The sequence below is a fragment of the Bradyrhizobium sp. 1200_D9_N1_1 genome, assembly GCF_052075915.1.
GTDB lineage: Bacteria > Pseudomonadota > Alphaproteobacteria > Rhizobiales > Xanthobacteraceae > Bradyrhizobium > Bradyrhizobium diazoefficiens.
This window is the reverse complement of record NZ_CP197226.1, coordinates 6,123,005-6,144,375: the sequence shown is the minus strand read 5'-3', so window position 1 is coordinate 6,144,375 and position 21,371 is coordinate 6,123,005. Positions and strand designations below refer to the sequence as shown.

Genomic DNA, 21,371 nt, shown 5'->3' with positions numbered 1-21,371 from the left:
ATGTCATCCGCGTTGCGTCTCTCGATCATCATAGTTCTGTTGCTGGCAACCGCCGCGTTCGGGCTTATTGCCTACAACATGAACCTGCCGAAACAGGTTCCGGTAGCGGTCACGGAGCAGGGGCCGGCGCCTCCTTCGACTGTCGGGTACTTTGTTGCGGCACGTCCGCTATCGAGAGGTACATTGGCCCGCGATGAAGATTTCGCTGTGCGGTCGGCGCTGCCTGAACGTCTTCCAGCCGGGGCGATTCTCGAAACGCCCGACGCGAAGGCCGGACTTACCGGCTCTCTGGTTCGCAAATTCGTCGAGGCCGGCAGTCCAATTACCCTGCAGGACGTGCTGCGGCCGCGAGATCGCGGTTTCCTGGCCAGCGTCTTGGCCCCGGACAGCCGGGCAATCAGCATCAAGGTTGACGAGGAGTCGGGCGTCTCGGGGCTGATCAGGCCCGGTGATCATGTCGATGTCTTGTTGACCCAGGTGTTCGAGAAGGCAGACCCCGCGCGTCGGGCCCTGAGCGAAGTCGTTCTGGGCAACGTTCGAGTCATTGCGATTGACCAGGAGATTGTGCAAGGCGGGCGAACCGTTAGCTCTTTGGCCGGCAAGCAAGCGCAAACAGTGTCGTTGGAGCTTGCGCCAGACCAGGTCAAGAAGATCACAGTCGCAAAGCAGATCGGAACGATCTCGCTGGCCGTACGGGCAGCAGTCGAGCAGTGGGATACGGCGGACACTGGCGCCATGTCCAGCTGCGATGTGTCGCCGGAAATTGCTCGCCAGAATGCAGTTGCCGGCCGGACTGCTGCGGTAGTCATTCATACTGGCGGTCAGGTCAAGCAATACTCAGTCAGGAAGGACTCAGGCGACGGGGACGCTATGGTCAACTGCGATGGGTCGGAAGTTTCCCACCGGGGTGCGACGATGGTGGTGCAGGCAGGCAAGTTGCTGGAGAAACGTTGATGAGCGTTAACATTGCAGTCGTCAGTTCGCCTGAAGAAGCTACATCTGTTCTAGCTCGCAACCGGATCGTCTGTTTTGTAAATGACGAGCTTAGTGCTGCGGCTCTGCGCAAGGGCCTCGAAGGCAGCAACATATCGATCAGGCGTGGCACGATCCGTAACGCCATACGGATGCTCGAAACCGACACGGATATATCCGCGTTGGTGACGGACATCAGCGGCATCGATGACCCATTTGCCGAGCTGGAAAGGCTGGCCGGCGTCTGTCCACCCGACGTCCGGGTGGTTCTGATCGGTGAGAGCAGGGAGATCACATTCTATCGCGAGCTCATGGAACTCGGCCTGACCGAGTATCTGCCGAAGCCGATTACGCGGGATATGGTACTGGACCAGCTGCGCCCAAAGCTGCTTGGCGATGTGGCCCATAGTCAGCCTGATCGTGGCGGGCATGTGATCTCGATCTGCGGGGCGCAGGGCGGCGCCGGAGCGACGAGTATCGCCATCAACCTCGCCCTGCAGCTTGCCGAGACCACCAAGGCCAAGGTCGCGCTGCTCGACCTTCACCTACAAGCCGGCGAAACAGCCGTGATGTTGGGTGTACGGCCTGGGCCAGGGCTCCGTATCGCCTTGGAGAACCCGATGCGGGCGGACACGTTGTTCCTCGAGCGCGCGGCAATTGAGGTCAACGAGCGGGTTTGCCTGATTTCCGCTGATGAGGAGCTGGATGCGCAGCTCGACATCACCGAAGCGGGCGTGAGGCACGTGCTCGGTCTGCTCCGCCAACGGTTCAATTACATCGTCGTCGATGTACCGGTCCCATTTCCGCCATCCATCCATCCGGTGATCACTCTTTCTCGTCACGTGCTGGTGCTACTGGAAGCCGAGGTGACCGGACTTCGCAACGCGCATGCACTGCGCGCCGCTGTCACCAACATCGCCGGCAAGGATCGGGTCTTCACTTTGCTTAACCGTGCCGATCGCCCCGGCGGCCTCCCCAGAGCCGCGATTGTCAAGGCCTTGGGGGCAGAACCAGACATGGTGGTACCCGATCTCGGGAAGGGGATGACTCAGGCGGTCAATCTCGGAATTCCCGCGCTCAAGCACGTATCAGCACTGCGGCGTCACCTCGCCCCGATTGTAAGGGAGATCACGGGGCTCGGCGCCGAGCGGAAGGGACGGTTGAGGAGGCTTCTGGGACTATGAAGACCTTCGGTAGGCGCGACGACGATACGCCAGCTCCTTTGCCTGCAGTGACGCCATTGCCTGCGTCGACGCCGAGCTTGCCTGCATCTGCGCCCAGGCAAGCGCCTTCGACTCACCGGCCCTTGATGCCAGCCTCGCTTCGCGAGCGAGTCATCGAGCAGATTGATCCGTCGGTTGCCGCAACGGTTTCGCGGGATGTCCTTCGGCGGCAGATCGAGGAAATCATTCATGGAATCGCCAACGAGGAACGACTTGAACTGTCGGGTCGCGAGCAGATTCAGCTAGCGGACGAGATTGCGGACGACATGACCGGCTATGGGCCGCTGCGTCCGCTTCTGCTCGATCAATCAATCAACGATATCATGGTGAACGGTCCGAGCAACGTCTACGTGGAGCGAAGCGGCAGGCTGGAACGAATTGCGGTGCGATTCCGCGACAATGATCACATCGCCTCCGTCGCTCAGAAGATTGCCGCGCAGGTTGGTCGGCGCGTCGACGAATCCAGCCCGATGGTGGATTGTCGCCTGCTGGATGGAAGCCGCGTCAACATCATCCTCCCGCCGCTGGCGATTCATAGTCCGTGCATCTCCATCCGAAAATTTCCAAGCCTTCGTTTGGATATGGCCGGATTGATCGAAAACGGCTCAATGACCGCGGCCATCGGACAATTGCTGGAGGTCGCCGCCCGGTCTCGGCTCAACGTTCTGGTCTCCGGCGGCACCGGATCCGGTAAGACGACGCTCTTGAATGCGATGAGTCAGTACATCGATCACAGCGAACGCATTGTCACGATCGAGGATGCGGCAGAATTGCAGCTTCAGCAGCCGCACGTGGTCAGCCTGGAGACCCGGCCTCCCAGTCTCGAAGGCACAGGGCAGGTGACACAGCGCGATCTCTTGTGGAATGCGCTGCGCATGCGTCCTGACCGGATCGTCGTGGGCGAGGTGCGCGGCGCGGAAGCATTTGACATGCTGCAGGCGATGAACACCGGCCATGATGGTTCCATCTCCACGGTGCATGCCAACAGCACCCGTGATGCCCTGACCCGCATCGAGAACATGGTGCAGATGGGGCAGGTTAATCTACCGTCGCGCGCCATTCGAACTCAGATCGTCGCGGCGCTGGATCTCATTGTGCAGGTCGAACGCATGCGGGACGGACAGCGCCGTATCATTCAGATCAGCGAGGTAATCGGGCTGGAGGGGGACGTGATCACCACCAATGACATCGCAGCCTTCGAGTACCAGGATGAGGATGTGCATGGGCGGTTATCGGGCACCTACAGGTGCAACCTTGCAACCCCGAAATTCAAAAGCCGTCTTGTCTATTACGGGCTGGATGGAGCTTGGGCCGAGGCGATGAGGCAAATATGATGCCGGAGTCCGTGATCGTCACTGTTCTGGCGCTCGCGATGTGCGCAGCAGCCACTGCGTTGTGGCTCGACGCTCGGGAAAGGCGCATCGATCGCCGGCTGGCGGTTGCGCTGCCAGCCTCACATCCAGCCAACCTGCTGTCCATTCGCCGCACGGAGACCGGATCCCAGACTCTGTTCCTTCATCGGCTGGTCAATTACAGTCCCGAGATACCGAACATTTGGCATCCGGCCTATGTGTTGGTTGCCGGTGCGTTCGCAGGGGCAGCAACCCTCTATGCGATTAGCCAGCTTGGATATTCCATTCTCTACGGGGGAATTGCCGCTGCAATCGCAGCCATCAGCGTGATGCGAGGGCTGTTTGGATGGCAGCAACGTCGCGTCGCCCTTCAGCTTTTTCGACAGCTGCCTGATGCGATCCAGCTGGTGACGAGTACGGTTCGATCGGGTTTGCCTGTGCACGAAGCATTCCGCGCCCTCGCGCGCGAAATGCCGCAACCAACAGCTGGGCAGTTTGCCATCGTATGCAACGAGGTGAATCTGGGGAGACCTCCAGCGGAAGCTGTCGAAGGTGTCTATCGCCGAACGCAAGTGGCCGAGTATGCGATGTTTGCGGTGACACTTGCAGTCCAGTTGAAGTCAGGTGGCAGCTTGGCCGAAACCTTGCAGAACCTGGGCGACACTGTGAGGCAGCGTGTTGCGCTAGCTGCTCGCGCCAAGGCGCTGGCGGGAGAGGTGATCTTTTCCTCGCGAGCGCTGACAATCTCGCCCTTGATTGGAGGCGGGGTACTCTACGCGTCCAATCCACAAACAGTTGATCTCTTGTTCACCGATCCGGTTGGAAACAAGCTGCTCGCTTACGCGGTAGCCTCGGTGCTTGTCGGAGCCTTGGTGATAAGCTGGATGGTCAGAAGGGAAACACAACTATGACTTTTGGTCTCGGTCTGGTGGCCCTCGCAGTGGCAGCGGGGAGTGCGACCAGCCTGTTGATTATCCGCGAGATACACATTCGTACTGTGGATGCACGGGTGGCAAACGCAGTGATGGGCGGTGCTGGCGGGGCAACACCCTTCCAAGACGTGACCGGTTGGTTTTCATGGCTCGGCACGCGGTATCGCCGTTTCTACGCTGAGGAGAATCTGGATCAACTACGAACGATCCTTCAATCATCAGGTTTTAATCATCGTCGAGCGTTGCCGACCTGGATCGGTGTCAAAGCCGTCGCCATGTTCCTATGCCCAATCATCGCCGGGTGTGTCGCTCAGCTTTTCGCGAAGTCAATGACGGATGTACTGGTCTTCACACTCATGGGCGTGATGGTCGGAATCTTGGGGCCACGATTGATACTGGCGGTGCTGAAGCGGCGGTTTGATGCTGCCATTCGGGTGGGCACACCGGATATGATCGATTTGCTGGTCGTGTGCAGCGAAGCGGGAATGGGCCTGGAGAGCGGGCTCGCTCGCGTCGCGCAAGAAATGAGCGAGACCAATCCCCCTATGGCCCGGGTCCTACACTGCCTTCTTGATGATCTCCGGATACTGCCAAATCGCAGCGACGCATTCGATAAACTAGGAACTACATCGGATGGGCTTCGCCGATTCGGCACCATGGTCGCTCAAAGCCTGCAATACGGAACGCCGGTGGGCCAGGCTCTGCGGAATATCGCTGTCGACCTCCGGCGAGAACGCATTACCAAGCTTGAAGAAAGAGCACACAAGTTAGGCGCCAAGCTGACCATTCCGATGGTGCTGTTCCTGCTTCCAGCCATGTTCGTCGTTTTGGGAGGAAGTCCCATTCTGCACCTGGTGCGTTCGTTCGCCAGCTTCGGTAAATAGCGATGAGCACGGTTGCCCTGTCGAAAACCTCCTCTTACGACCGGACGATGCAACTGTTCGGCGGTATGTGGTTCATGCTGCTGGCGCTTGGTGTCGCCTTCAATATTGGATCATCGGCCGATAAACCGTGGCCGTCGCTCCTGTCGAGTGTTTGCCTTGGTGCCTTCTACGTTCTTCTGGCGCTATTGACGATGACGCGGTCGCCGGCAAAGGCGCAAGCGGATGGCGTCCTCCCAAGAATAGCGGCGTTCGTCGGCACCTATATGCCATGGACGATCGCCTTCTTCGGCAAGAGCGACCAAGCGTTACCAAACCTGGCATCCACCGCTTGCGTGTTGATCGGCATGATCATGATGCTGATCACCATCCGACACCTTGGTAGGTCATTCAGTCTGGTGCCACAGGCGCGCAATGTGGTGCAAACGGGCCCGTACCGGTGGATCAAGCACCCGCTCTACCTTGCGGAAGAAATCGCGGTGTTGGGAGTAGTGCTGAGAAATCCGACGCCGCTGACCGCGGTCTTGCTCGTCCTGCATATCGGCGTCCAGGTATGCCGAATTCTTTACGAAGAAGACCTGCTTCGGCGCAACTGCCCTGAATATTCCAGCTACGAGGCATCGCGTTGGAGAGTGGTCCCTTATGTTTGGTGAACGACTATGCGTGGCCGAATTGTCATGGACGTGGTTCAAGTCGCTACTGCTCGGGCTCGGCGATCGGGAGTGGTAAGTATCGGTCGAGCCAGGCGCGCGTGTGCTAAGAATTCTTTCATCGCGCATCAGCGCGGCGCCGTCGCGTTCGAGACATTGATCGTTTACCCGGTCTTGGTGGCGTTCCTGCTCATGCCGCTCGCCGACGTAGCCGCCGCGGGCTTCCAATTTATCTCGGCGTGGACGGCGTTGCGCTCCTTCGGGCAGTATGTGCAGTACTATAATCCGCTCGGCCCCGACGGCACGGTGACCTGGAGGCCGGGGCTACAGACAACAGTCGCTGGTCATACGATCGGCAATCTCCGGGTTGTATGCGGAGACGCAGGCGCTACCTGTTCGCCGAGCAATATTGATTTCCCCAAGTATATTACATTTTCGACAACCATCACTTTGGCTCCGATTGTCTTGAGACGGGTACTGTGCCCCACCACCTGTACGTTCACGCTGCCTTACTCAGAACGCTTCCAGTAGGGTGTTTCCATGCGTAATCTGCTCCGTTCGCGACAAGGCTCGGCCGCATTCGCAACAGTCATCGCCCTCGTGCCGCTCATCGGAGCGGTCGCACTCGGGGCGGAGGCCGGATCATGGTACGTCACCCACCAGCACGCGCAGAACGCCGCCGACTCGGCGGCCTACTCGGGCGCCTTGCGGCTTTCATGCACGATGGCTGGCGCGGCCTGCGGTACACAATCGGTGGATTATCTGGCCAAGGAATTTGCGGCACAGAACGGGTTTTGCAACTCAAGTCCGCAGGACAGCACGCCCTATCCCGGCACCCAGTGCGCGCCCAGTCTTCCGAACAGAATCTCGCGAGCCGTGCAGATCGATATCGGCACATACACTGCGGGCACGTTCACAACGCCACCTGCAGGCACCGGCAACGCCGTTCGCGCCAGGGTCAGCCAGCAACAACCGGCCTACTTGGCGGCAGTGCTGGGTTTGACGACCGTCAACATCCCGGCCCAAGCCATCGCGCTGGTCCAGCAGCCGACCAAGGCGTGCGCTTTGGCGCTTGGACCTGACTCAGGCGCACTTAAGCTTGCCGGTAACCTCAGCAACAACGGAACTGGCTGCGCGCTGATGTCGGATACCAGTGTTCAACTTGCGAGCACTCCATCTTTCACCGGTTCGGGATGGGCGGTTTATGGTGTAAGTGGCTGCACCCCCTCAGGCACCTGCAGCAATATTAGCGTGCCGCACAACTATTTCATGACGTACGCTAACAATCCGCTCAGGAAACTGGACACCGAATCGTTCAACAGTAGGACTGGCAATACAAGCCCGTCATGCCCTGTTCAGGCGGATGGGTGGAAGCATTGCGCGCCGAATAGCGCGGGGACAGGAGCTTACGGCAATTTCACGGTGCAGAACGGGGACAAGTACGTCTTGGACCCGGGAACATACATCTTCTCCAAGGCAACTATAAAGGTCACCGGCGGACAACTGAAAGGCACAGGCGTAACCTTGGTATTGCTCGGAGATTCGCAGCTTACCATCAACGGGGGTACGGTTGACCTCTCCGCACCTGCCACGAACAGTTTCTCTTCTGATCTGAATGGCGTCCTGATTGACGATCAGGCTCCGACCAAGACCAGCAACAAGGTCACCATAAACGGTAGTGGTCTAGTTAGCCTGGGCGGGGCCATGTACTTCCCCAAGGTCGACGTTAGCTGGAGCGGAACGACTGCCAGTACCAATACGACCTGTTCACAAGTGATCGCGAAAACGCTCGACATGAGCGGTGGCGGCTACCTGAGCACGCAAGGGTGTGCTCCGGCGACCATCATTTACACCCAAGTTGTCGCGTTGGTGCAATGATGAGAAAGCTCGACAATCGCGGCGCCTCGGCCTTCGAGCTTATCCTCGTGTTCGTGCCGCTTTTTACATTGATGTTCGCCATCATCGATCTCGGACGCTATGCAATCACGATGCAGTCCTTGCGGACGCTCGCGAGCGCCGGCGCCCGGGCGGTCATGATTAGCTGCTACACGCCCGACATGGTCCAAAGCCCGCCGCAGTCGCCGGCCGGCTGCACCGGGGATCCCCTGTCCTTGACGGCTAAGCAGAATGCGGCGCCATTCCTGTATTTCGGCCGTCTCACGCCGACGCTGACCGTGGGGGCCAGCACCGACAATTTGACTGTTACGGCTTCTCAAGCGGGCTTTACCATGCTGATGCCGATATGGGGCACAGCATTGAACGCGCCGAGCGCGTCTACCAAGATTCCTTTCTAGTTGGTCGCCTGGAATGCACCCGGGTACCGTAAGCGACAGACCAGGCCCCTTTGCCTGAACAGGTTTTCCGAAAACCGATAGGGTGGTTCCATGGGAGAGCAGCGGGAGCCCGCCTCAAGGTCGCGACGCTATGGGATAGTTCCCGATATGCGAAAAGTGGTGCGCGCTGGCAACATCGGAGAGTTTTCTCTGCTGTTGTGGCAGTGCGGTAAGGCTCTCATCTTGCAAGGAGGCGCCATCAGGGAGGATGATGTTGGAAATACGAAATAACGATTTGTAATGGGATGAACTGTAATCTCTGCAACGTGGTACGCGCAGGGGAACTTTTGGGGACATCGAGCACGTAGATTTGCGGGGACGGCCGCGGATCGCGGTGGGGGGACTCGAATGGGCGGCGGTCGCGTTTCAGGTAAGACGGTAGCGAGGCTTCTCGCCTTCGGCGTGATGGGTCTTGGCGCAGCGGTGGCCTTGTGTGGGCCCGCTGACCGCGCGGAGGCTGCAGACCGGCGGGGTTCCTCCGGCGGCGTCTTTGTCAGCGAAATGAACGACGTCCAGCGGGTCAGGGTGGTCGTCAACAAGTCGCGCACCTTCAAGGTCGATACCGCTTTTGCGACGATTATCGCGGGCTCGCCTGACATCGTCGACGTGAAGTCGCTGAGCGACCACATGATCTATGTCCAGGGCAAGCAGACCGGCACCACCAACGTCATTCTGTTCGACAGCGCGATGAAGCAGATCGGGGTCCTCGACGTCGAGGTCGTGATCGATACGGGCAATTTGCAGCAGAACATCCGGACCGGCACCGGCATGCAGGGTGTTCGCGTCTCGGCCTCCGAGGGCCAGGTGGTGCTCAGCGGAACCGCCGTCGACGCGGTTGCGGCCGAGCGGGCTATGGCAATCGCCACCAGCACCGTTGCGAAAGGAGGCACCGTCGTCAACGCGATGAGCGTCGCGGCACCGCAGCAGGTGATGCTGGAGGTGCGCTTCCTTGAGGTCAGCCGGGAGGCCGGTCGAAACCTCGGGGTGAACCTTTCTGCGGCGAACGCCAACGGCACTAACATTGGTAATTCTGGGCTAGGTCGTGTGACCGCCGCCGGTCGAACACCGATCGGTGGTATCAACACCGCCAACGGTCCCCTCGGTGCGGGCGGGGGGCCTGTTGGTAGTGCCCCGACAGGCAGCCTTCCGGTACTCGGAACTCTGGGGACGCTCGCCGGTACTGCAGGAGGCATCGCGCCGGCCCCCTTCGGAACCTTGTTGACCAGTCTTATTCGAACCAGCAACGGCGGTTCGGTGGACATGCTGATCTCTGCATTGGAAACTAAGGGACTGGCACGCCGGCTGGCGGAGCCGAACTTGACTACGCTGTCCGGCGACGCCGCCCGCTTCCTCGCCGGCGGTGAGTTTCCAGTGCCGATACCGACCCAGACGACGAACGGTTTTCCCACCATCACGATTGAATACAAAAAGTTCGGTGTTGAGCTCGCCTTCGTCCCTACCGTGCTCTCCCGCGGCGTGATCAACCTTCGGGTTGAGCCGTCGGTGAGTGAACTTGATTTCGCCAATGCGGTGACGATCCAGGGGACGACCGTTCCTGCGCTGACCCGCCGCGACGCGCGAACCACGGTTGAGTTGCGCGATGGCCAGAGCTTTGCAATCGCCGGCCTGTTGCAGACCCGCAATCGCCAGGACGTTTCGCAATTGCCCTGGATCGGCTCGGTGCCAGTGATTGGAACCTTGTTCAGCAGCAAGTCGTACCAGCAGGAGGAAACGGACCTCGTCATCATCGTCACGCCGCGCCTGGTTGCGCCGGCGGCACCCGGTCAGCAGCTGGCGTCTCCGCTCGACTCCCGCCTTCCGGCCAATGACGTCGATTTCTTCCTCAATGGCCAGATGGAAGTCCGCAAGCGCTACGATGACTACGTCAATTCCGGTGGCGACGTGAAGGGTCCTTACGGCCACATCATCGCTCCTGAGCTCAGGACGCCCGTTCCGCCCCCGGCCGCCGCCAACCAGCCGGTCGTAAAGACCCTCAACTAGGAGCGAGAGATGACCAAAAGGTATCTGGTTCTGTTCGCGCCTTTGCTGCTCGGGGGATGTTACGGCCTCGCCGGTAACGACGAGATGGACCGCTACTTCCAGCGTTCCAATACCATCACCATGAGCGCCGGCGATGCCAAAGAGGTCAACGCCGTCACACATACGATCCATCCATGGCCGCGTAACGTCGGTGATCGCAGGATCGCATATGACGCTCGGCGCGTGGGCGCCGCGGTCACACGCTATGGCAAAACGCAACAGCCGGTGGATCAGCTTCCCGACATAAGCGATCCGACGAGGCAAATGGGCGTGCGGACGACGCCGACGCAGAACGTCAACATCGAGGGATTGGGGGCAGGTTCGTCAACCGGCGTGTCGGTACCGGTCGGCGGAACTGGCGGAGCACCGAACAGGTAGAGGAGCCAAGGGCCTTAGCTTTGGGAAATTCAACGATGCTATTTCAATGAGTCCGATGAGCCGGGCGGGGACAACAGTTATGCGGCGCATCATCTTAATGCTGATCTATTGCTGCTTGGGGACAGGCCTTGCGGGGTGTGACTACACGCTGAGGGAGGCCGCAATTGTGGCCCCCGTGGATCCGCCGGGCGGGGACCCCGTGCAGGAGCCGACCGACGTCAAATATTACCCATCAGACGAGCCCGTTCGGCTGGGGCTGGAGCATTTCAACCGCGGCAGCTACGGACTATCCCAGCGCTATTTCAAGGACGCCGTCGAGAAATCACCGAAGGACCTGACGGCCTGGATTGGGCTCGCGGCAAGCTATGACCGCCTGCGTCGTTTTGACCTGGCTGATCAGGCCTATGCCCAGGCGATTCGGCTGGGGGGCGAGACCGTTCAAATCCTGAATGATCAGGGTTATTCGTACATGCTGCGCGGCAATCTGAGTGCGGCGCGACGGAAGTTCGAGAAGGCTTATTCGCTCGATCCAGGTAACCCGGTCATCGCCAATAACCTTGAGCTTCTCAATGGTAGCCGTCGGTTCATCGAAAGGCCGCCGAATAATCAGCCTTAGGTGGAATAACTACCGGTAAAGGGCTGATGCCGGTCGGATATGCACGCTAACGTGCTTTGGGAGGCATGCCTCGTCGCGGGTATGAGCCAGTTGCGCGTGGCATGGGTAGCCCCTGATTAGTTGGGCCCGATCACAACATCAGCGTGACGGCTGCCGATGCGGCTGATGACGATCACGCCGTTGCGGATGGTAAATCTCGCGCCGAGCAGTTTGCGGACCTTCTCCGTGATCGGAGAAGGGAACGGGATTGTTTCTCCCGTGACGGGATCGCCGACCCTGATCGACTCTGTCGCGGAGCCCGCAACCGGGGCGGGCTTGATATAGTCGCGGATCAGCTGAATCTCTTCGCGCGACAGGACGAGAACTGCCTGGTCGGGGCGAGTCTCGGCCGGCGGCTTGGGTGCTTCGGTGCTTGGCTTGTCGCGGGCCTCATTGGCGCTTGCGATCTGATCGAGCCTGGCTACGCGGAGCTTGAGCGCGATGATTTCGCGTTGCAGCGTGGCGATCTCCGCTTTGAGCGCCGTGGCCTGCATCAAGACAATGGTCGCGCAAACGCAACTCACGATGACGAGAACGCTCAGCAACGCGAGCAACCAGCGCTCGATGTTTCCCATCGACCCTCCGGTTGCCTCGGGGAGTTGATCGCGCTGGAGGTGCCCGCGCCAGATGCGGCGTCCTCGCTGCATCCAATTCGCGATCGCTGTCACACGTCCGGACTCCTCCTGCCCGGAGCCGAAGTGCGCAGACGACAAGGCGGGGGCCTCGTGGGGCGGGTGAATTATGGGCGCACTGTTGCCGTGATCGGTGCGTGGCTGCGGCCCTCGGTCCTCGGCGACGTGATCGTCAGCCGGAGGATGAGAGGCGGCGTGCGGATGAGGGCGGGACGGATCATCCTCCATCTGGTGATTAAGCCGGCCCGTATCCGTTCTCGGTGGTGCCATCTACCAACTTCAGCGGTTGTTCCGCCCGGAGCATCAAATGAGGCGGTCGTGTTGCACGCTGCGCGTTTGCGGGCCGACGCCGCCGGATCTGCAAATCATTCCAGCATCGATATGGACGTAAACCGTGCCGATAAGCGAGCCCTGTGTCAATTGAGGAAAAGGGCATCAGCATCGAACCGGGATATCCGCAGATGGTCTCAGTCGCGCCAGCCCTGGGCGCGGGGCCGCGCGCGACGGTTCACCCTAAAGACGCGCACGCCAGATCGAGGCCTTGGAACAACTGTGTCTGTCAAAAATCAACCCGGACGAGGCGTCATCCTGAGGTTTGATCCGAGATTGGGAGAATCGGTCTCTGGTTCCGTTTCGCGTTCGCGAACCCGTGAGGAGACTTCATTCGCCCGCGAAGACGAAACAAATGACATCGGATTGAAACCACTTTCCAGCAACCTCGAAGTCAGGGAAACACATTGCCGAGCTACTATCTCCAAGCCTTCTAACTGGGAGAGCCAGCAATGCGATCTCACCGAGATTTAGTCGCGCCAGTCATCATTCTGTGCTGCTCAGCTTTGAGCATCGCCACTCTTGTGATGGTCGGAGCATGGTGAATCCTTGGCCACACATCCATGCGTGAGGAATTCACATCTCTTGCTTTCTTGGCGGTTACGCTCGCGGGCGTCGCCTTGCTTGGCTCCGGCCTGCTCGCGCTGGTAATCGTGGGGTAGAGCGCGGCCCGACGCACGCTGATATCCGAGAGGGAAGCTGGTGCGCTGCCGATCTGCCGCGGCGAGGGCCCCTCGCTCCGAAGCCGAATTTCGTCTCCACATGATGACGCCGATCGCCATGAACGTCGGACAAGCCAGCATGTCGGCCTGGTCAATGTACTTCTGGACGCAGTACCAATCAGTGGGAGCGTGTCGGTAGTTTGGGAAGTCTGTGCGGGTTGAACGTCGTCGGCATCAATCCGGGAATTGTTTCCGGCTCCACTACGTCGAGACGCCGAACAGCTTGCGCACTGCTGGCAGCCACTCGCCCGTCATCGTGAACTCAAGCCCGAGCCGCGCTCCGACGGCAATCGCCAGCATTGTGATCGGCGCCGAGAGAGCGAGTGTTGAGAATGCGGTCAATCCCTGGCCAATGGTGCATCCCATTGACATGATCCCGCCTATCCCCATCAGAAGCGCGCCGCTCATGTGACGCTTCAATTCACGGGCGTCGTCGCAAGCCTCCCAGCGAAAGCCGCGCCCGAGCATGGCGGCCGCAAACGAGCCGGCGACGACGCCGGCGACCGAGCCGATGCCAAAGTTCAACCGCGCGCCGGAAAAGGTGGCAATGTAAAGGATAGTGTCGCCAAGCGGGGCAACGAAGGTGAGCGAGGAGACGCGCGCGGGATCGAATTCGTCATCCGCGAGCCACCCCGTCGCGAACCATCCGAACGCAATCGCGGCGCCGACGGCAAGACCGGAAACCAATAGTCGCGGCGACCGGATCAGCCGGCCATCCGCGAGTGCCCAGAAAGCGAGCGCGGCGGCAATCGACATGACGAGGATTGCATGCGTCGTGCTGCCGGCCCCGAGCAGTGAAGTCAGAGTCTGGTTGTTGCCTTCGGCGAGGCGCACCGACAATGGCTCGATCAGCTTCACGCGGAGCATGCCGGTGATGCCGCGCATAGTCGCGAGCGCGGACAGGCCGAGCACGAGAAAGACCACGATGGCACGCAGATCGCCACCGCCGATGCGCACCAGCGTGCCGAAACCGCAGGTGCCGACCAGCGCCATGCCGACGCCGAACATCAACCCGCCGATGATCGCGCCGCCCAGGCCGATCGATGCTGTGAGATAGATCGATCGCGACAGGTCTATGATGCCGAACTCGGCCAGCGCTTGGGTCGTAAGCAGGGCGACCGCCGCGGCCAGAGCAAAGGATCTGAGCCGGCGAAAATCCGATCCGAAGAACGCATCCTCGAGCATTGCGAGCGTGCAGAAGCGGCCCGCACGGCCGGAAACGCCGAGCACGGCACCGGCGGCAAGCCCGCATGCAAACGCTATGGTCGAAGAGCCCAGCATTCCTCCCGGGGATGTTCGTTCTGCTTGTTAGACAGTCTGCGCCGGGAAGGCGCGAAAATCCAGAACGGAAAATTACCGGCGGCGCCGCCGCACCGGCTCGCAGAACACGTCGTAGACGGCGGTGAGAATCTTGCGGACGTCCTCGTTGGCGAGGCTGTAGTAGATCGCCTTGCCGTCGCGGCGGGTGGTGACCAGCCGATCGAGTCTGAGCCGCGCGAGCTGCTGGGAGACGGTTGACTGCCGTTCGCCGAGGAACTGCTCGAGCTCGGTCACCGATTTCTCGCCCTCGGCGAGGATGCAGAGCAGCAGCAAGCGGGACTCGTGCGATAGCGCCTTGAGCATGTCGCTCGCCTCGCGTGCCTTCTCCATCATCTGCTCGAGCTCGGCGGAGCCCTCGATCTCCTTCAGCTTTGGCAGCGGCATCGTCTCAAATTCCCCTGAGCAAAATCCTTGAGAGCGGTCACGACCTGCCCGGTTCGGATCCTGTGCTGGACAGGATCCGGTTCAGGAGGCCGAAGAAGAAGGCATCCCCCGGATAACCGCGAATGCGCCCGATCTCACGGCCCTCTTTTACCACGACGAAGGTCGGCGTGAAGGCGCCGGGATCGATTCCGGCGAGGTCAGCGGGCGGGGGCCTATTCAGGTCGACCCGGCGCAGCGGCGCGGTCTGGCTTTCCTCGGTCTTGCCATAGATCGGCGCGATCTCGGCATTGAAGCGTGCGCACCATACGCAGCCGGCCCGTTCGAACATGACGAGCTCGTCCGCGCGCGATCCCGTTGCGGACAGCGCGAGCGCGACAATGACTGCGAGCCAGGCGATGATTCTGTTCATCCTGCGTAACGGACCTCTGGACTTCCTTGGCGCTTTATATCATTAAATTCGCATATGTTCTAGGGATGAGACGCAATGACCTTGGACGTCACGCTGGGGGCGGCCTTCGTCGCGGGGCTGTTGTCGTTTCTGTCGCCCTGTATCCTGCCCCTGGTCCCGCCCTTTCTCTGCTACATGGCCGGCGTCTCGGTCAACGATCTCTCCGGTGGCAAGCCCGACCTGCGGCCGCGCATCCTGGTCTCCGCACTCGCTTTCGTGGCGGGCTTCTCGCTGGTTTTCGTCGCGCTCGGCTCGACCGCCTCGCTCGCGGGACGCCTCATCTCCGCGCATCTCTCAACGCTCGGCATCGTCGCCGGCGGCCTGATCATCGTCATGGGCCTGCATTTTCTAGGTGTGCTGAGGATTCCGCTGCTCTATCGCAGTGCGACGGTGCAGGTCGACAACCGGCCGGCCGGGGTGGCGGGGGCCTTCGTCATGGGCCTGGCATTCGCGTTCGGCTGGACGCCCTGCGCAGGCCCCATTCTCGCCGCTGTCCTGCTGATGGCAGGCTCGGAGGACACGACCGGACGAGGAGCCCTGCTGCTTTTCGCCTATTCAATCGGGACCGGCATTCCGTTCCTGATCGCGGCCGCGTTCACCGGTAGGTTCATTGTCGCGCTTGGCCGCGCGCGCCGGCATCTTGGCCTGGTCGAGAAGACGATGGGCGTCTTTCTAGTCGCGACCGGCCTGATGTTCTTGACCGGTCTAATGCCGGCGGTTTCAGAGTGGCTGCTGGAGCGTTTTCCGGGGCTGACCACCATCGGCTGAGCTAGCCGTAGCGGAAATCGAGCAGTTGGGCATAGGACTGCAGTTCGATCAGGTAACGATGCACGAGCGGCCCTTCGCCGGCCATCGCTGCATGGGCGATCTCTCCACTGCTCGCGATCGCGCCGTCTATGAGGCGGCGGAACTCGCCTTGTCCGGCGATCTCGGTGCTTGCCCATTCGTTGCAGCGCTGCAGACGATCGCGGAATGCGCTTGCGGCGGCAACGGTTTCCTCGGCGTATGCCTGCGCCGGCTGCTGGCCATACCGCGTGGCCGCCACCCGTAGCTTTTCCATGGCCGGCGCGATCTCGAATACGCAGTCGCCGAGATCGTAGAGGCCCGAACGACGCCTGAGTTCATGAAAGGACCTGCGCAGCGCAAGCAGTTCGCGACCGGCGGCGACATTGTCGCCGCCGTCCAGCGCGCGCGTTGCGGCCGCGAGCCGTTCACCGCCGTCACCAAGAAATTCCGCCAGTGCGGCCGGAGCATAAGCGGGCAGGGGACCGGACGCGTTTGGCTCAAGCCGTTTCCACGTGGTCGCCGCCGCGTCGGTCTCCATCTGTGCCAGCGCGATGCTTCCGGTGCGCGCATAGCTCGCCGCGCTGCGCAGATTATCCATGATCGGCCCCATCACCGATACGAAATCCGTGGGTTTGCCGGCCTCCGCGCCGAGAACGAGCGCGCTCGACGTCAGCCATGCCAACAGGGCGATGATGCAGCGCAAGATCGGAAATCCTTGTCACATTCGTAGATATGAATATCATAATGAAAGTGACCGATGCGCAAGATCCTTCCAAAGCACAAATCCCTGACGTCGCCCGGCTGGCTGACGCGACGCGGCTTTCTCGCATTGGCATCGGGCGCGGCTCTTGTCGCCCGCCGCGGCGAGGCGGCCGCTGAGCCGGCGCTTGGAGAAGATGGGCTCTATCACGAGCCCTGGTTTCTGCAGAGCTTCCTCGATCTGCGCGAGGACCTCGAAGGCGCTGCCGCCGGCGGCAAGCGCCTTGCGATCATGTGGGAGCTGCGCGGCTGCCCCTATTGCCGTGAGACGCATCTGGTAAACTTTGCCGATGCGGCGATCACGACCTACATTCGCGACAATTTCGAGGTGTTGCAGCTCAATCTGATCGGCTCCCGCAAGGTTACGGATTTCGATCGCCAGGAATTGTCCGAGAAGGATCTGGCCCAGAAATACGGGATCAGGTTCACCCCGACATTCCAGTTCTTTCCTCCATCGTCCAACGGCATTGAGGCAAAGGAGCCGATGGCGCGGGAGGTGGCGCGGGCACCCGGCTATCTCAAGCCGCAGCATTTCCTGGCGATGTTTCGCTTCGTGCGGGAGCGGGCTTACGAGCGCGGCTCGTTCCGGGATTTTCTTACCACAAACGGCTAGTTGACACCGGCCCTGCGAATTTGTCTTGACGCCGCTTCTTATATGAACATATCATAATAACTGAATTTGATGGATTGTGAGTCCATCGCAAACGAGGCGGGCGTCACCTCGCCATCAAGGGTAGGGAACATGCGGCGCTCGCTCGCGGCTGCGTTTGCGCTATGTCTTTCGGCCGGAAGCGCCTGCGCGCAAGAGCCGATCAAGCTCGACGTCGTCAATGACGCTCTGCCCAAATCGCTGACCGGCGCACCCGGCAATCCCGATGCCGGCAAGAAGGTGTTCCTGACGCGCACGCTGGGCAATTGCCTCGCCTGCCACCAGGTCACCAGCCTGAAATCCGAGGAATTCCACGGCGAGTTCGGCCCGTCGCTCGACGGCGTCGCCGGCCGCTACAGCGAGGCACAGTTGCGCCTCATCGTCGCCGATCCCAAGCGCATCTTCACCGACACGGTCATGCCGGCGTTCTTCAAAAGCGACGGCTTGAGCCGTGTGCGCCCGGAGTTCGTCGGCAAGTCGATTCTGTCGGCCGCGCAGGTCGAGGACGTGGTCGCTTATCTCAAAACGCTCAACTGACGGCGAGGAGGATCTGGAATGAAAGCCATCAATCGACGGCAGGCATTCGCGCTCGGGGGTGGCTTCGTCATGCTGACCCTGATGCCGATGGCGGCCGACGCCGAAGTGAGCAATGACGCCGCGAAGTGGATCGAGAAGTTCACCGGCGGCAAGCAGCCGGTCAAGGGCAAGATCGCGCTCGACCTGCCGGAGATCGCGGAGAATGGCAATACCGTGCCTCTGTCGCTCACGGTCGAGAGCCCGATGACCACGGAATCCTACGTCAAGGAAGTCATGATTCTCGCCGACGGCAATCCGAACGCCGGCGTCGCGACGCTGATGTTCACACCGGTCTCGGGCAAGGCGGAGGCCTCGATCCGGATCCGGCTCGCGGCCACGCAGAACGTGGTTGCGATCGCGAAGATGAGCGACGGCGCGCTGTTCACGGAGCAGAAGACCGTGAAGGTAACGATCGGCGGCTGCGGCGGCTAGGGCGCAAGGAGAGAACAATGGCAGACAAACCACGCATCAAGCTTCCCAAGGAGGCGGCCAAGGGCGAGGTCATCCAGATCAAGACCTTGGTCTCGCACGTCATGGAATCGGGCCAGCGCAAGGACGCGCAAGGCAAGCCCATCCCGCGCAGGATCATCAACAGGTTTGCCTGCGAATTCAACGGCAAGCCGGTCTTCGCCTGCGCGCTCGAGCCAGCGATCTCGGCCAACCCCTACATCCAGTTCGATGCGAAGGTGGAGGAAGCCGGGACCTTCAAGTTCTCCTGGACCGATGACGACGGCTCGGTGATCACGGCCGAAGAGAAGATCGCGCTCAAGGCGTAATGCCGGAGAGCTTCGAGGGAGACAGCGGATGCTTTCGCGATACGTTGGACTCGCCGTTGCGATCGTCGCGGTCGCATCGCTTGCGACGCGTGCTTTCGCGCAGGAGACCGAACGCAAAGGCATCTCCGCGCCGCCTGGACACGTCTTCAAGACGATCGTCTCCGGCTACCAGTTCCGCAGCAAGGAAACGCGGGCGCTGCAGGACGACGACCTGGAGAACCCCGGCTTTCTGGCGGTGGAGCGTGCCGCCGACGTCTGGAAGAGGGCGGAGGGCAGCGAAGGGAAGTCATGCATGAGCTGTCACGGCGAGGCCGAAACGAGCATGAAGGGCGTCGGAGCCGCCATACCGAAATGGGACGACAAGCGGAAGAGGCCGGTCAATCTCGAGCAGCGCATCAACATCTGCCGCACCGAGCACATGAAGGCGGAGCCCTGGAAATTCAAGTCCCAGGAACTGACCGACATGACCACCTTCGTGCGATACCAATCGCACGGTATGCCGGTGGCGGTGAAGACCGACGGTCCGATGTCGCCCTGGTTCGAGCGCGGCAAGCAGATCTATTACACGCGCTACGGCCAGCTCGATTTGGCCTGCGAGTCGTGCCACGAGCGCAACAACGGAAAATTCATGCGCGCCGATTTTCTCAGCCAGGGCCAGACCAACGGCTTTCCGACCTATCGGTTGCGCGACCAGCGCCTGGTGCCGCTGCATGAGCGCTTCGAAGGCTGCATGTTCGATGTACGCGCCGAGCCGTTCAAGCCGCTCTCCGACGAGTTTCTCGCGCTTGAGCTCTATGTCGCCTGGCGCGGCATCGGGCTGCCGGTCGAGACGCCCTCGGTGCGCAATTGAAACGATGAGCCTGCAGGAGCATTGCGCATGATCTCTCGTCGCGAGTTCATCCAGGTTGCTGCAGCAACGGCGACACTGGCGACCAGTACCGGTTCGAGCCTGACCCGGGCGTTCGCCCAGCAGCGCCTGACCCAGAAGGAATTGCTGGCCTTCGAGCCGCTCGGTAACGTCACGCTGGTGCATGTGACCGACATTCACGGCCAGCTCATGCCGCTTTACTTCCGCGAGCCTTCGACCAATCTCGGCGTCGGCGAGGCGAAGGGGCTGCCGCCGCACGTGACGGCCAAGGAGTTTCTCGCCCGCTTCGGCATCGCACCCGGTTCTTCGGCCGCGTACGCACTGACGTCGGAGGATTTCGAGGCGCTGGCCAAGACCTACGGCAAGATCGGCGGGCTCGATCGGGCCGCCACCGTGATCAAGGCGATCCGCGACGAGCGCGGCGACAAGGTCGCGCTGCTCGACGGCGGCGATACCTGGCAGGGCTCGTGGTCTTCGCTGAAGACGCGGGGCCAGGACATGATCGACTGCATGGCCCTGCTCAAGCCCGACGCCATGACCGGACATTGGGAATTCACCTACGGCACCGAGCGGGTCAAGCAGGCGATCGAGGGGCTCGGCTTCCCCTTCCTCGGCCTCAACATCCGCGATACCGAGTGGAACGAGGCGGCGTTCGAGCCTTCGACTATGATCGAGCGCGGTGGCGTCAAGATCGCGGTGCTGGGCCAGGCGTTCCCTTACACCCCGGTCGCCAATCCGCGCTGGATGATCCCGAACTGGTCGTTCGGAGTCCGCGAGGAGGACGTGCAGGCCCAGGTCGACAAAGCGCGCAAGGACGGGGCGCAGCTCGTCGTGCTGCTCTCGCACAACGGCTTCGACGTCGACCGCAAGCTGGCCTCCCGCGTCAAGGGCATCGACGTCATCCTGACCGGCCACACCCATGACGCGCTGCCCGAAGCGGTCAAGGTCGGCAAGACCCTGCTGATCGCGTCGGGCTCGTCCGGCAAGTTCGTGTCGCGGCTCGACCTCGACGTCCGCGACGACGAGGTCAAGGCCTACAGCTTCAAGCTCATTCCGCTGTTCTCCGATGTGATCGCGGCGGATGCCGAGATGGCCGCGAAGATCGCCGAGGTACGCAAGCCCTTCGCGCCCGAGCTATCGAAGGTGCTCGGCAAGACGGATTCGCTGCTTTACAGGCGAGGCAATTTCAACGGCACCTTCGACGACCTGATCTGCCAGGCCCTGTTGCAGGAGCGCGACGCCGAGATCGCGCTCTCGCCGGGCTTCCGCTGGGGCACAAGCGTGCTGCCGGGACAGGACATCACCTTCGAGGACGTCACCAACGCGACCGCGATCACCTATCCGGCGGTCTATCGCATGGGCATGACGGGTTCGCGGTTGAAGGAGATCATCGAGGACGTCGCCGACAATCTCTTCAACGTCGATCCCTACTATCAGCAGGGTGGCGACATGGTGCGCATCGGCGGTCTGTCCTATGCGATCGATATCGCGAAGCCGCAAGGCAGCCGCATCTCCGATATGCAGCTGCTCAAGACCGGTGCGCCGATCGATCCCGCGAGGGAATATCAGGTCGCAGGTTGGGCCAGCGTCAACGAAGGGACCGAAGGGCCGCCGATCTGGGAGGTCGTGGCCAATTATCTGACCCGACAGAAGACGGTTCGCCTCGAACCCAACAGAGCTGTCAAAGTGACGGGAGCGTGAGAAG

23 protein-coding genes are annotated in these 21,371 nt (G+C 61.2%); 18 read left to right on the top strand and 5 right to left on the bottom strand.

Annotated features, from left to right (window positions below; all coding sequences use genetic code 11):
- The 11 genes from cpaB (at window position 1) to AB5K84_RS29590 (ending at window position 11,377) form a co-directional block, all read left to right on the top strand.
- Complete coding sequence (cpaB, locus tag AB5K84_RS29640; RefSeq protein WP_038965955.1) at window positions 1-954, top strand: Flp pilus assembly protein CpaB; 954 nt, start codon at window positions 1-3, stop codon at window positions 952-954.
- Window positions 954-2,156, top strand: coding sequence for an AAA family ATPase (locus AB5K84_RS29635; protein WP_038965954.1), 1,203 nt, complete (start codon window positions 954-956; stop codon window positions 2,154-2,156). Before cpaB ends, AB5K84_RS29635 begins: the two co-directional genes overlap by 1 nt.
- Window positions 2,153-3,529, top strand: a complete 1,377-nt coding sequence (locus AB5K84_RS29630) for a CpaF family protein (protein WP_011086278.1) — start codon at window positions 2,153-2,155, stop codon at window positions 3,527-3,529. Before AB5K84_RS29635 ends, AB5K84_RS29630 begins: the two co-directional genes overlap by 4 nt.
- Window positions 3,526-4,458 carry a type II secretion system F family protein gene (locus AB5K84_RS29625; RefSeq protein WP_038965953.1) on the top strand — a complete coding sequence of 311 codons (933 nt, stop codon included), beginning with the start codon at window positions 3,526-3,528 and terminating at the stop codon, window positions 4,456-4,458. Before AB5K84_RS29630 ends, AB5K84_RS29625 begins: the two co-directional genes overlap by 4 nt.
- Window positions 4,455-5,363 carry a type II secretion system F family protein gene (locus tag AB5K84_RS29620; protein ID WP_011086280.1) on the top strand — a complete coding sequence of 303 codons (909 nt, stop codon included), beginning with the start codon at window positions 4,455-4,457 and terminating at the stop codon, window positions 5,361-5,363. The genes AB5K84_RS29625 and AB5K84_RS29620 overlap by 4 nt, the downstream gene beginning before the upstream one ends.
- Before the next feature lie 2 nt (window positions 5,364-5,365).
- Entirely contained in the window at window positions 5,366-6,013 is a 648-nt protein-coding gene (locus AB5K84_RS29615) for a methyltransferase family protein (protein WP_011086281.1), read from the top strand.
- 537 nt (window positions 6,014-6,550) lie between these two features.
- Window positions 6,551-7,888 (top strand): TadG family pilus assembly protein, encoded by a 1,338-nt coding sequence (locus AB5K84_RS29610; RefSeq protein ID WP_011086282.1) that lies wholly within the window; start codon window positions 6,551-6,553, stop codon window positions 7,886-7,888.
- The gene (locus AB5K84_RS29605; RefSeq protein ID WP_236842216.1) at window positions 7,888-8,304 is read left to right on the top strand and encodes a TadE family protein; all 417 of its coding nucleotides are present in this window, start codon (window positions 7,888-7,890) and stop codon (window positions 8,302-8,304) included. Before AB5K84_RS29610 ends, AB5K84_RS29605 begins: the two co-directional genes overlap by 1 nt.
- Window positions 8,305-8,691: 387 nt before the next feature.
- Entirely contained in the window at window positions 8,692-10,344 is a 1,653-nt protein-coding gene (locus AB5K84_RS29600) for a type II and III secretion system protein family protein (RefSeq protein ID WP_011086284.1), read from the top strand.
- Window positions 10,345-10,353: 9 nt separating this feature from the next.
- On the top strand, window positions 10,354-10,761 hold the full coding sequence (locus tag AB5K84_RS29595) for a hypothetical protein (RefSeq protein WP_011086285.1): 408 nt from the start codon (window positions 10,354-10,356) through the stop codon (window positions 10,759-10,761).
- Between the two features lie 79 nt (window positions 10,762-10,840).
- Window positions 10,841-11,377 carry a tetratricopeptide repeat protein gene (locus AB5K84_RS29590; RefSeq protein WP_236842217.1) on the top strand — a complete coding sequence of 179 codons (537 nt, stop codon included), beginning with the start codon at window positions 10,841-10,843 and terminating at the stop codon, window positions 11,375-11,377.
- 116 nt (window positions 11,378-11,493) lie between these two features.
- On the opposite strand, the gene AB5K84_RS29585 is transcribed toward AB5K84_RS29590, so the two are convergent.
- The 4 genes from AB5K84_RS29585 to AB5K84_RS29570 all read right to left on the bottom strand — a co-directional run bounded on the left by AB5K84_RS29585 (window position 11,494) and on the right by AB5K84_RS29570 (window position 15,213).
- Window positions 11,494-11,991, bottom strand: coding sequence for a hypothetical protein (locus AB5K84_RS29585; protein WP_236842218.1), 498 nt, complete (start codon window positions 11,989-11,991; stop codon window positions 11,494-11,496).
- 1,310 nt (window positions 11,992-13,301) lie between these two features.
- Window positions 13,302-14,381 (bottom strand): YeeE/YedE family protein, encoded by a 1,080-nt coding sequence (locus AB5K84_RS29580; protein ID WP_011086289.1) that lies wholly within the window; start codon window positions 14,379-14,381, stop codon window positions 13,302-13,304.
- 72 nt (window positions 14,382-14,453) lie between these two features.
- Window positions 14,454-14,804: an ArsR/SmtB family transcription factor gene (locus AB5K84_RS29575; protein WP_011086290.1), complete on the bottom strand. Its 351-nt coding sequence runs from the start codon at window positions 14,802-14,804 to the stop codon at window positions 14,454-14,456.
- Window positions 14,805-14,841: 37 nt separating this feature from the next.
- Window positions 14,842-15,213 carry a hypothetical protein gene (locus tag AB5K84_RS29570; RefSeq protein WP_011086291.1) on the bottom strand — a complete coding sequence of 124 codons (372 nt, stop codon included), beginning with the start codon at window positions 15,211-15,213 and terminating at the stop codon, window positions 14,842-14,844.
- 75 nt (window positions 15,214-15,288) lie between these two features.
- On the opposite strand from AB5K84_RS29570, the gene AB5K84_RS29565 reads away from it, so the two are divergent.
- Window positions 15,289-16,020 carry a cytochrome c biogenesis CcdA family protein gene (locus AB5K84_RS29565; RefSeq protein WP_011086292.1) on the top strand — a complete coding sequence of 244 codons (732 nt, stop codon included), beginning with the start codon at window positions 15,289-15,291 and terminating at the stop codon, window positions 16,018-16,020.
- A gap of 1 nt (window position 16,021) precedes the next feature.
- Here AB5K84_RS29565 and AB5K84_RS29560 read toward each other — a convergent pair whose 3' ends face one another.
- Window positions 16,022-16,741: a hypothetical protein gene (locus tag AB5K84_RS29560; protein ID WP_162494079.1), complete on the bottom strand. Its 720-nt coding sequence runs from the start codon at window positions 16,739-16,741 to the stop codon at window positions 16,022-16,024.
- 54 nt (window positions 16,742-16,795) lie between these two features.
- Here AB5K84_RS29560 and AB5K84_RS29555 point away from each other — a divergent pair, with 54 nt between their 5' ends.
- From AB5K84_RS29555 to soxB, 6 genes are all read left to right on the top strand, one after another.
- Window positions 16,796-17,410 (top strand): SoxW family protein, encoded by a 615-nt coding sequence (locus AB5K84_RS29555; protein ID WP_011086294.1) that lies wholly within the window; start codon window positions 16,796-16,798, stop codon window positions 17,408-17,410.
- Window positions 17,411-17,539: 129 nt separating this feature from the next.
- Window positions 17,540-17,983, top strand: coding sequence for a sulfur oxidation c-type cytochrome SoxX (gene soxX, locus AB5K84_RS29550; RefSeq protein WP_028171929.1), 444 nt, complete (start codon window positions 17,540-17,542; stop codon window positions 17,981-17,983).
- Window positions 17,984-18,001: 18 nt separating this feature from the next.
- A complete protein-coding gene (gene soxY / locus AB5K84_RS29545; protein WP_011086296.1) occupies window positions 18,002-18,454 on the top strand; it encodes a thiosulfate oxidation carrier protein SoxY in 453 nt (150 codons plus the stop codon).
- 17 nt (window positions 18,455-18,471) lie between these two features.
- Window positions 18,472-18,798: a thiosulfate oxidation carrier complex protein SoxZ gene (soxZ, locus tag AB5K84_RS29540; protein ID WP_011086297.1), complete on the top strand. Its 327-nt coding sequence runs from the start codon at window positions 18,472-18,474 to the stop codon at window positions 18,796-18,798.
- Window positions 18,799-18,826: 28 nt separating this feature from the next.
- On the top strand, window positions 18,827-19,648 hold the full coding sequence (gene soxA, locus AB5K84_RS29535; RefSeq protein ID WP_011086298.1) for a sulfur oxidation c-type cytochrome SoxA: 822 nt from the start codon (window positions 18,827-18,829) through the stop codon (window positions 19,646-19,648).
- Window positions 19,649-19,675: 27 nt separating this feature from the next.
- Window positions 19,676-21,367, top strand: a complete 1,692-nt coding sequence (soxB, locus tag AB5K84_RS29530) for a thiosulfohydrolase SoxB (RefSeq protein ID WP_011086299.1) — start codon at window positions 19,676-19,678, stop codon at window positions 21,365-21,367.
- The last annotated feature ends 4 nt before the right edge of the window (window positions 21,368-21,371 follow it).